The sequence below is a fragment of the Nonomuraea sp. NPDC001684 genome (genome assembly GCF_053596515.1).
In genome coordinates this window covers 1-10,175 of sequence record NZ_JBSFGJ010000339.1, presented here as the reverse complement: position 1 = coordinate 10,175, position 10,175 = coordinate 1, and the positions used below count along the sequence as shown (strand labels likewise).

11 protein-coding genes and 1 pseudogene are annotated in these 10,175 nt (G+C 71.4%); 8 read left to right on the top strand and 4 right to left on the bottom strand.

The genetic code is table 11. From position 1 onward, the window contains the following. A pseudogene (locus ACWCSD_RS38515) lies at positions 1–667 on the bottom strand (hypothetical protein); the annotation flags it as partial. 106 nt (positions 668–773) lie between these two features. Here ACWCSD_RS38515 and ACWCSD_RS38510 point away from each other — a divergent pair. Next, positions 774–1,556, top strand: a complete 783-nt coding sequence (locus ACWCSD_RS38510) for an SDR family NAD(P)-dependent oxidoreductase (RefSeq protein ID WP_364326151.1) — start codon at positions 774–776, stop codon at positions 1,554–1,556. Between the two features lie 14 nt (positions 1,557–1,570). Here the strand turns inward: ACWCSD_RS38510 and ACWCSD_RS38505 are convergent, their stop codons facing one another. Next, complete coding sequence (locus tag ACWCSD_RS38505) at positions 1,571–1,960, bottom strand: VOC family protein (protein ID WP_358283220.1); 390 nt, start codon at positions 1,958–1,960, stop codon at positions 1,571–1,573. 64 nt (positions 1,961–2,024) lie between these two features. On the opposite strand from ACWCSD_RS38505, the gene ACWCSD_RS38500 reads away from it, so the two are divergent. From ACWCSD_RS38500 to ACWCSD_RS38470, 7 genes are all read left to right on the top strand, one after another. Further along, positions 2,025–2,453, top strand: a complete 429-nt coding sequence (locus ACWCSD_RS38500) for a MarR family winged helix-turn-helix transcriptional regulator (protein WP_397162378.1) — start codon at positions 2,025–2,027, stop codon at positions 2,451–2,453. Between the two features lie 116 nt (positions 2,454–2,569). After that, a complete protein-coding gene (locus tag ACWCSD_RS38495) occupies positions 2,570–3,661 on the top strand; it encodes an ABC transporter ATP-binding protein (protein ID WP_449922316.1) in 1,092 nt (363 codons plus the stop codon). Continuing rightward, on the top strand, positions 3,654–4,760 hold the full coding sequence (locus tag ACWCSD_RS38490) for an ABC transporter ATP-binding protein (protein WP_397162376.1): 1,107 nt from the start codon (positions 3,654–3,656) through the stop codon (positions 4,758–4,760). The genes ACWCSD_RS38495 and ACWCSD_RS38490 overlap by 8 nt, the downstream gene beginning before the upstream one ends. After that, complete coding sequence (locus tag ACWCSD_RS38485; RefSeq protein WP_449922314.1) at positions 4,757–5,728, top strand: carbohydrate ABC transporter permease; 972 nt, start codon at positions 4,757–4,759, stop codon at positions 5,726–5,728. Before ACWCSD_RS38490 ends, ACWCSD_RS38485 begins: the two co-directional genes overlap by 4 nt. Continuing rightward, positions 5,725–6,543 (top strand): carbohydrate ABC transporter permease, encoded by an 819-nt coding sequence (locus ACWCSD_RS38480; protein ID WP_449922312.1) that lies wholly within the window; start codon positions 5,725–5,727, stop codon positions 6,541–6,543. The genes ACWCSD_RS38485 and ACWCSD_RS38480 overlap by 4 nt, the downstream gene beginning before the upstream one ends. 11 nt (positions 6,544–6,554) lie before the next feature. Then, positions 6,555–6,818 (top strand): DUF2160 family membrane protein, encoded by a 264-nt coding sequence (locus tag ACWCSD_RS38475; protein ID WP_357991604.1) that lies wholly within the window; start codon positions 6,555–6,557, stop codon positions 6,816–6,818. Positions 6,819–6,837: 19 nt separating this feature from the next. Next, a complete protein-coding gene (locus tag ACWCSD_RS38470; RefSeq protein WP_397162374.1) occupies positions 6,838–8,622 on the top strand; it encodes an ABC transporter substrate-binding protein in 1,785 nt (594 codons plus the stop codon). Here the strand turns inward: ACWCSD_RS38470 and ACWCSD_RS38465 are convergent. Both ACWCSD_RS38465 and ACWCSD_RS38460 read right to left on the bottom strand, forming a co-directional pair. After that, positions 8,594–8,938, bottom strand: a complete 345-nt coding sequence (locus ACWCSD_RS38465) for a hypothetical protein (RefSeq protein WP_449922310.1) — start codon at positions 8,936–8,938, stop codon at positions 8,594–8,596. The genes ACWCSD_RS38470 and ACWCSD_RS38465 overlap by 29 nt on opposite strands. 284 nt (positions 8,939–9,222) lie before the next feature. Further along, a partial coding sequence (locus ACWCSD_RS38460) for a Gfo/Idh/MocA family protein (RefSeq protein WP_449922308.1) occupies positions 9,223–10,175 on the bottom strand: 953 nt, incomplete at its 5' end.

Sequence of the window (10,175 nt, the reverse complement as noted above, 5' to 3'; positions counted from 1 at the left end):
CCGACCCGCCGAACCGCTCGCGGTAGCCGGCCAGCACCCGCGCGGTGAAGGCGTTCAGCGCGGCGAGGTGCGCGAGGTCGGGCTCCCACGGCTTGCCCCGCCGCTGCGGCGCGGCGGGCAGCCCGGGGAACACCCGCATCCCGTACGCCGCCGCCTCCTCGACCAGGTTGCCCAGCCCGTCGCCGTCGGTGGAGACCAGCACCAGGTCCTGGACGCGCGCGGCGCACGACGCGGCCAGCGACACGCGGTAGAAGACCCGCCCGCCGCTGTCGATCCGCCGGTCGAGCCCCGGGCAGCGCAGCACGGAACGCCCGAACTCCTCGCTGGTCACGTACGTGTAGACGTGCCGGATCCGTTTGCCGGGCACCCGCGCGCAGGGCCGTCCGTCCACCCGGCAGGCGGCGAACTCCGGCTCCATCGGCCCGGCGTCGAACCGCGGCCCGAACGTGACGAGCGTGTCGCCGCCGAGCGAGTGGATCGCCTCCACCGTCCGCCGCGTGACGCACACGTCGGCCCGGGGCATGACCCAGTAGCCGGTGATCGCGTACGGCGAGGTCACCCGCGGGTCCCTGGGCGGGCACCCGTCGTCGCCGGCGCCGGGCCCGGCCGGGACCACGACGAGGACGGCGAGGACCGCCATCACGACCAGCCACCGTAACCGGCGCACCCATGCTCCCCTCGACGTACCGACCAGAGTAGGCATCTACCCGATCCGCGGCCGGTAGTGCCCCGGTGCCGGCCGGCCGCGGGGCGGCACGGACAATGGAGTCATGGTGAGCATCGACCTCAGTGGCAGGACGGCGCTGGTCACGGGCTCGACCCAGGGCATCGGGGCGGCCATCGCGACCGGTCTGGCGCGGGCGGGGGCGCGCGTCGGCGTCAACGGCCGCAGCGAGCGCTCGGTGGCCGCGGCCATCGAGCGCATGGACCACCGCGGCCTGGTCGCCGCGCCCGGCGACGTCGCCACCGACGAAGGGCTCCAGCGGGTGCTCGGCTCGCTGCCGCAGGTGGACATCCTCGTCAACAACCTGGGCATCTTCGAGGCCAGGCCGGCGCTGGAGATCGACGACGCGGAGTGGCGGCGCTTCTTCGAGGTCAACGTCCTGTCGGCGGTGCGCCTCACGCGCGCCTACCTGCCCGGCATGATCGAGCGCGGCTGGGGCCGGATCCAGTACATCGCCAGCGACTCGGCCATCGTCACGCCCACCGAGATGATCCACTACGGCATGAGCAAGACGGCGCTGCTGGCCGTCTCGCGCGGGTTCGCCAAGGAGGCCGCCGGCAGCGGGGTGACGGTCAACTCGGTGATCGCCGGGCCCACGCACACCGGCGGCGTGGAGGAGTTCGTCTACCAGCTCGTGGACCGGGAGCTGCCGTGGGAGGAGGCGCAGCGGGCGTTCATGCGCGAGCACCGTCCGCAGTCGCTGCTCCAGCGGCTGATCGAGCCCGAGGAGATCGCCAACATGGTCGTCTACCTCAGCTCGCCGCTGGCCTCGGCGACCACCGGCGGCGCCCTGCGCGTGGACGGCGGCTACGTGGACGCCATCCTGCCCTGACCGCCCGCCCGCGCTCAGTACGACTGGAGCTCGATCAGGTTGCCCTCCGGGTCGCGCAGGTGGGCGGTACGCAGGCCGGGCCCCCAGGCGGGCCGGTCCTGCGGCGGCGCGGCGACGGTGGCGCCCAGCCCGACGAGCCGGTCGGCCTCGCCGTCGACGTCGTCGACCCGCATCACCAGCATCACGGTGTCCTGGGCGCCCGCCGCCGGCAGCCCGGACGTGCCGACGACCTCGGCGACGCGGTCGCGGCCGAAGAGCACGAGACCGGCCTGGCCGTCGATGTCCCAGTTGGCGTACGTCGCCTCCGTCAGCACCTTCACCGGCTCCAGCCCGAGGGCGGCCCGGTAGAAGGCGACGCTCGCCGGGAAGTCGCGCACCAGCAGCCGAGGGTAGAGAGCGTCCATCCTGATCCTCCGAAATTAGTGGGTAGTCACCAACTATTGGGAACAACCTACACTTCTCGACGAGATGGAACTGCCACCCACCCTGCTCGGGACGACCACCTTCGTGCTGCACAAGGTCGGCGTCGCGGGCCGGCGCGCCCTGGCCGCGCGACTCACCGCCGACACGGGGCTGAGCCTGTGGGAGTTCGCGGCGCTGGCCACGCTCGACGACTTCGGCCCGGCCGCCCAGCGGGAGGTCGGCGACCGGCTGGGCCTCGACCCGAGCGACATGGTCCGCCTGATGGACGGCCTCATGGCCGAAGGACTGGCCGCCCGGGAGCGCGACCCCGCCGACCGCCGTCGCTACCGGATCTCGCCGACCGCCGCCGGCCGGGACGTCCTGGAACGGGCCCGCGCGGTGGTCGCGGACGTCGAACGCGAGACGCTCGCCCCGCTGACCGACGCCGAGCGCCGCGACCTCCACAGCCTGGTGATGAAACTCTTCTCACCCTGACAAATGCCATAACTCACGTCAACTGGCGAACAACTGTCACAACAACTGCCCTCTTTGCACAAAGAATCAGATCATGTTAGATGGAGGGCAAGCTCCGGGAGAGAGGACCGGGCATTGTGACGCTGATCCTCGATGGCGTCCGCGTACGGCAGCGCGGGGAGACCTGGCTCGACGACATCCACCTGGAACTACCTCACGGACTGACCACCCTCGTCGGCCCGATGAACTCGGGAAAGACCACGCTCATGCGGGTCGCCGCCGGTTTGCAGCCGCCCGATTCGGGGCGGGTGCTGGTCAACGGAAATGACGTCACCTCGATTTCCGTGCGAAAGCGCTCGATCGCCTTCGTCTATCAGCAATTCATCAATTACCCGTCCCTCACCGTTTACGAGAACATCGCCTCGCCGTTGCGGCTGGACCGGTCGTACCGCAGGGACGGCATCGACCGGCGGGTGCGGGAGGTGGCCGCGGTCATGGGCCTCGGCGACCTGCTGGGCCGCAGGCCCGCGGAGCTGTCGGGCGGCCAGCAGCAGCGCACGGCGATCGCCCGCGCGCTGGCCCGGCCCGTGGACGTGCTGCTGCTCGACGAGCCGCTGGCCAACCTCGACTTCAAGCTCCGCGAGCAGTTGCGCGAGGACCTCAGGCGCATGTTCACCGGCTCGCCGGGCGTCGTCCTCTACTCCACCGCCGACCCCAACGAGGCCCTGACCTTCGCCGCGCCCGCCGTGGTGCTCGGCGAGGGCCGGGTGCGGCACGTCGGCGACCCGGCCACCATGTACGCCGAGCCGCCCACGCTCGCCGTCGCGGCCACGCTCAGCGACCCGCCGCTGAACCTGCTGCCCGGCACGGTCAGGGACGGCCGGATCGAGGTCATGGGCACCTCCTTCCCCGCGCCGGGCGCCGCCGCCTCCGGCCAGGCGGTCGTGCTGGGCATCCGCCCCCACCAGGTGACGATCACCAGGACCGGCCCCGGCCTGCTGGAGCTGCCCGCCGAGATCAGGCTGGCCGAGGTGACCGGCGGCGCGACGTTCCTGCACCTGCTGCTGGCGGGACGCCGGCACCTGGTGGCCCACCTGCCGGGCACCCGCCCGTTCACGCCGGGCCAGGCGGCCACCGCGTACGTGGACCCGCGGCACGTCTTCGTGTTCGACGAGGCCGGCGGCCGATTACCGGTCGCCCCGGCGGCGAGGGCGGGGCGGCATGGCTGACATCCGCCTGGAGGGCGTGGGCCACAGCTACGACGGCGGCCGCACGTGGGCGCTCAGGCCGACGACCTGGACCTGGCGCGGCGGCCGGGCCTACGCCCTGCTCGGCCCGAGCGGCTGCGGCAAGACGACGCTGCTGAACATCGTCTCGGGGCTGCTCAAGCCCACGGCAGGCCGGATCTGGTTCGACGACCGCGAGGTCACCGGGGTCCCCACGGCCGGCCGCGACATCGCGCAGGTCTTCCAGTTCCCCGTCCTGTACGAGGAGATGTCCGTCTACGACAACCTGGCCTTCCCGCTGCGCAACAGGAAGGTCCCGGCCGAGGAGGTCCGCCGGCGCGTGCTGCGCGTCTCGGCCATGCTGGGCCTGGACGACGTGCTGCGCCGCCGGGCGCGCCGGCTCGACCCGGGCCGCAAGCAGATCGTCAGCCTGGGCCGCGGCCTGGTGCGCGAGCAGGTGGCGGCCGTGCTGCTCGACGAGCCGCTGACCGTGGTGGACCCGGCGCTGAAGTGGACGTTGCGCAGCAAGCTCAAGGAGATCCACCGCGACACCGGCCACACCCTGGTCTACGTCACCCACGACCAGACCGAGGCGCTGACCTTCGCCGACGAGGTGGTCGTGCTCAACGACGGCGAGATCGTGCAGGCCGGGGAGCCGGCCGAGCTGTTCCTGTCGCCCGCGCACGAGTTCGTCGGGCACTTCATCGGCTCCCCCGGCATGAACGTGCTGCCCGCCGAGATCGACGGCGACGTGGTCAGGATCGGGGACTCGGAGGTCGGCGCGGTGGTCGGCGCGGTGGCCGGCGCGCTGCCCCCTGGGCCGGTGCGGATCGGCGTGCGGCCCGAGTTCGTCCGGGTCGGCGGGCCGCCCGCCGGGCCCGGCGTGGCGGCCAGGGTGACCCGGATCGACCGCATGGGCTCGCACGACCTGGTGCGCGCCGAGGTCGGCGGCCATCCGGTGATCGCCAGGACCGAGGCGGGCTCGTCCTGGACGCCGGGCGCGGTCGAGTTCCTGCATTTCCCCGCGGACCGGACGTTCCTGTTCCGCGACGAGGTCAGGTGCGGCTCGCTCGCACCCCTGGACGGAAGGGGGCAGGCGTGAGCGACCGGACCGCCGTCGCGGGCGGCCAGGCGGGTGGCGAGGTCGTACCGGCCGCCGCCGCGCCCGCCGCCGCGGAGGCCGCCGGAGCCGCCGGGTCGCGCGCCGATCCCCGTCCGCGGAACAACCGGGCCTGGCTGCTGGTGCTGCCGGTCGTGGTGTCGGTGGCCTTCACCGCGGTGATCCCGCTGATGACCGTCGTGAACTTCTCCGTCCAGGACGTCTTCAGCCCGGTGGACCGGGTGTTCGTCGGCCTGGACTGGTTCCGGCAGATCGCCCGCGACCCCGAGGTGCGCGCGGCGCTCGTGCGCACGCTGCTGTTCTCCGCGCAGGTTCTGCTGGTGGAGGTCCCGCTCGGGGTGGCCATCGCGGTCTGCATGCCGCGCCGCGGGTTCTGGGTGTCGGTGGCGCTGGTGCTGGTGGCGCTGCCGCTGCTCATCCCGTGGAACGTCGTGGGCACGATCTGGCAGATCTTCGCCCGCGGCGACATCGGGCTCGGCGGCTGGGCGGTCAACAACCTGCTGCACGTCAACTTCAACTACACGCTCGACTCGGCCGACGCCTGGATCACCGTCCTGGTCATGGACGTGTGGCACTGGACGCCGCTGGTGGCGCTGCTGGCCTACGCGGGGCTGCGGTCGATCCCCGAGCCGTACTTCCAGGCGGCGCAGATCGACGGCGCGTCGGCGTGGGCGACGTTCCGGCACATCCAGTTGCCGAGGCTGCGCGGGGTGCTGACGATCGCGATCCTGCTGCGGTTCATGGACAGCTTCATGATCTACACCGAGCCGTTCGTGGTGACCGGCGGCGGGCCGGGGAACGCGACCGCGTTCCTGAGCATCCTGCTGTCGAAGATCGCCGTCGGCCAGTTCGACCTGGGCCCGGCGGGGGCGTTCTCGCTGCTGTACTTCCTGCTCGTGCAGATCGCCTGTTACGTCTTCTTCACCGTGCTGACCAGGTCGGGGAGGTGAGTCCCACGCGCCACCGGCTGCCGTGGGCGCGCACGGTCTTCTGGCTGTACGCCGCCACGCTGATGTTGCCGCTGCTGTGGATGTTCGGCATGTCCATCCGCCCGAACGAGGACATCCTGGGCAGCTTCTCGCTGATCCCGCAGCGGGTGACCTTCGACAACTACGTCACGTTCTTCACCGACCCGTCGTGGTATTCGAGCTACCTCAACTCCATCGTCTACACCTCGATGAACGCGGTCATGTCGCTCGTCGTGGCGCTGCCGGCGGCGTACGCGTTCTCGCGGTTCCGCTTCGCCGGGGACAAGCACCTGTTCTTCTGGCTGCTGACGAACCGGATGGCGCCGCCGGCGGTGTTCCTGCTGCCGTTCTTCCAGATCTACCAGGCGGTCGGGCTGTTCGACACGCATCTGGGCGTGGCGATCGCGCACATGCTGTTCAACGTGCCGCTGGCGGTCTGGATCCTGGAAGGCTTCATGTCGGGGATCCCCCGGGAGATCGACGAGACCGCGGCGATCGACGGATACTCGCTGCCGCGCTTCTTCGTCCGGATCTTCCTGCCGATGATCCGGTCCGCGCTCGGCGTCACCGCGTTCTTCTGCTTCATGTTCAGCTGGGTGGAGCTGCTGATCGCCAGGACGATCACGTCGGTGGACGCCAAGCCCATCGCGGCCACCATGACGCGGACGGTGAGCGCGGCGGGCGTGGACTGGGGGCTGCTGGCCGCGGCCGGCGTGCTGACCATCGTCCCGGGGGCCGTCGTCATCTGGTTCGTGCGCAACTACATAGCCAAGGGGTTCGCCCTGGGGAGGGTCTGACCGTGCAGTGGATGGTGTGGACCGCCCCCACGGCCCTGGTGTTCGCCGGGCTGGCGCTGCTCCTGTGCGTGATGGCCGTCTGGGCCCGGATCTCGCCCCCGGTGGCCAGGCGCGGGTTCCTGCGGATCGAGACCGACCGGGGCGACCGGCTGTACATCGGCCTGATCAGCGCGGCCGTCGTGCTGGCCCTGTGGATTGCAGTCACCGACCTGTCCATGTGGGCGGCGCTCGGCGTCGCGCTGCTGGTCATGGTCGTGATCGGGATATGGGGCTGAGAGGAAGGGGAACCAGGCGATGAGGCATGCGGTGGGTGTCGCGGCGGCGGTCGTGGCGGCGCTGGCCCTGGTGGCGGCCGGTTGCACGGGCGGCGGCGAGGAGAAGCCGAAGAGCGACTTCAAGGAGGCCGACGGCAGGGCCGCGGCACAGCGGTGGGTGTCGGAGGAGTTCACGCCGAGCACCCTGTCCAAGGACCGGCAACTGGCGGAGATGGACTGGTTCATCAAGGCGGCGGCGCCGTACCGGGGCATGCAGATCAACGTGGTGTCCGAGACGATCACCACGCACGAGTACGAGTCGCAGAAGCTGGCCAGGGCGTTCACCGAGATCACCGGGATCAGGGTCAAGCACGACCTGATCCAGGAGGGCGACGTCATCGAGAAGCTCCAGACGCAGATCCAGGGCGACCAGAACATCTACGACGCCTACGTCAACGACTCCGACCTCATCGGCACCCACTCGCGCGGCACGTACGTGTTCCCGCTGTCGGACTACATGGCCGGAGAGGGCAGGAACGTCACCTCCCCCACCCTCGACCTGGACGACTTCATCGGCATCAGCTTCACCACCGGCCCCGACAAGAAGATCTACCAGCTCCCCGACCAGCAGTTCGCGAACCTCTACTGGTTCCGCTACGACTGGTTCACCGACCCGGCGATCAAGAAGCAGTTCAAGGACGCCTACGGCTACGACCTGGGCGTGCCGGTCAACTGGGCGGCCTACGAGGACATCGCCGACTTCTTCAGCAACAAGGTCAACGGCAACGGGACCGTCGACGGCCGGAAGGTCTACGGCCACATGGACTACGGCCGCAAGGACCCCTCGCTGGGCTGGCGCTTCACCGACGCCTGGCTGTCCATGGCGGGCAACGGCGACCCCGGCATCCCCAACGGCCTGCCGGTGGACGACTGGGGCATCCGGGTGGAGAACTGCCGTCCGGTGGGCTCGTCGGTCACCCGCGGCGGCGACACCAACGGCCCGGCCTCGGTGTACGCGCTCACCAAGTACGTGGACTGGCTGAAGAAGTACGCGCCCCGCGAGGCCGCCGGCATGAACTTCAGCGAGGCGGGCCCGGTCCCGGCGCAGGGGAACATCGCCCAGCAGATCTTTTGGTACACCACGTTCACGGCCGACATGACCAAGAAGGGCCTGCCGGTCGTCAACGACGACGGCACCCCGAAGTGGCGCATCGCGCCCAGCCCGCACGGCGTCTACTGGAAGGACGGCAACAAGCTCGGCTACCAGGACGCGGGCTCGTGGACGCTGCTCAACAACACCCCGAAGGACCGCAGGGCCGCGGCCTGGCTCTATGCCCAGTTCGTCACGTCCAAGACGGTGTCGCTGAAGAAGTCGATCACCGGGCTGACGTTCATCCGCGACTCCGACATCAAGAGCGACTACTTCAGGGACAACGCCGCCAAGTACGGCGGCCTGATCGAGTTCTACAACTCCCCCGCCCGCAAGCAGTGGACCCCGACCGGCACGAACGTGCCCGACTACCCCAAGCTGGCGCAGCTCTGGTGGCAGAACGTGGCCACCGCCGTCACCGGCGAGACCACCCCGCAGCAGTCGATGGACAACCTGGCCAGGCAGCAGGACGAGATCCTGGCCCGGCTGGAACGCCTGTCGCGCGAACGCCAGGGCTACGGCGGCCAGTGCGCGCCCAAGCTGAACCCCGAGCGTCCGGCCCAGTACTGGTTCGACCAGCCGGGCGCGCCCGCGCCGAAGCTGGCCGACGAGCGCGGCGAGCCGGCCACGCTCGACTACGACAAGCTCATCGCCCGGTGGAAGGCGGGCGGCTGACCAGCTCCCGCGCCAGCCAGTCGAAGGCGCGCTCCTGCATGGGCACGTCGAAGCAGTGCGGGGACGGCGCGAACACGGCCTCGTAGCGGCCGGGGGCGTCGCGGTAGCGCTCGCCGATGCGGGCGTGCGCGCGGCGCATCCCGGCCTGCGGGAACAGGTCGTCGCGCAGGGCGTACTGGACCATGAGGGGGGCGGGGGCGCGGGCGGCCACCAGGTCGGGCCAGTCGCCCAGCCGCGACAGGCCCGGCGGGTAGAACATCCAGGTGTGCCGCTCGAAGCGGCGGCTGCCCCAGGTCAGCACGTCGTGGGCGAGCACGGCGAAGCCGCGGCGGGCCGGGCAGCGGTCCGTCGTGGTCGCGCGGTCTCAGCAGGTACGCCCGGGTACGCGGCCCGAACCCGACCGTCAACGACAGTTCCTCGCCGTGCAGGTCGCCGTCGGTCCACGTGCGCTCGACCCGCACGTCCGCGGCGGTCAGGGCGGGCACCCCGATCGCCTGCCGGGCCGCCGCCCGCAACCGCGGCCCCGGCAGGGACGGGAACAGCTCCCACTGCCCGCCGACGACCTCGGCCAGCTCCCCGAACACCGCCGGGGCGGATCCGTCAGGCAAGGCTGGTGCCGGTGTCCGCCAGCTGCACGGGGGCGCCCGAGGCGGCCGACAGGTTGGCCGCGACGCCGGTCAGGACGCTGCGGATGCCGTCCAGGTAGCCCGCCTGCCGGGCCAGCGGGTCGCCGGTCGGGCCGCGGAACACGTCGTCCAGCAGCAGCCGGTCGCCGCCGCCGTGGCCGCCCGCGCCCGACTCGATCGGCACCTCGCGCGGCTCGGCCCAGTGGGGGCGCAGGGTGAGCCGTTCCCATGCCCCGGCGGCGTGCTCCTTGGACGCGGCGCTCGGGTCGATCGCCGCGTGCGGCGGCGTCCAGGCCCGCTCGACCACCTCCAGCTCCAGCCGTCCGGCCGTGCCGTTGAAGGCCACCCGGTAGCCCTCGAAGGGCGCGTGGGCGTTCAGCGAGTACGTCAGCAGCGCCCCGCTGTCGTACCGGACCAGCACCGCCATGTTGTCGTCGATGGTCACGCCGTCGCCGAAGACGTCCTGGTCCCGGACGTAGCCGTCCTCGTGCTCGGCGTCCAGGTAGAGGCGCTTGAGCCGGGGATCGGCGGCGATGTCCAGGATGAACGGGTCGCTGCCGAGGCCGGGCGCGCCCCGGCCGCGTCCGGGACGGTCGGCCAGCCCCCGCGACCGCGCGTTGGCCGAGCCGTAGAACCGCAGCGAGGTCTGCGCGAAGACGGTCTCCGGCGCCGCCCCGAGCCACCAGTTGACCAGGTCGAAGTGGTGGGTGGACTTGTGCACGAGCAGGCCGCCGGAGCTGGCCCGGTCGCGGTGCCAGCGGCGGAAGTAGTCCGCGCCGTGGATGGTGTCGAGCGTCCACTCGAAGTGCGCGGACGTCACCTCGCCGATCGCGCCGTCCATGAGCAGGCGGCGCACGGCCGAGTTGCGCGGCGAGTACCGGTAGTTGAAGGTGACGATCAGCCTGCCGGTGCTGCGCCGGGCCGACT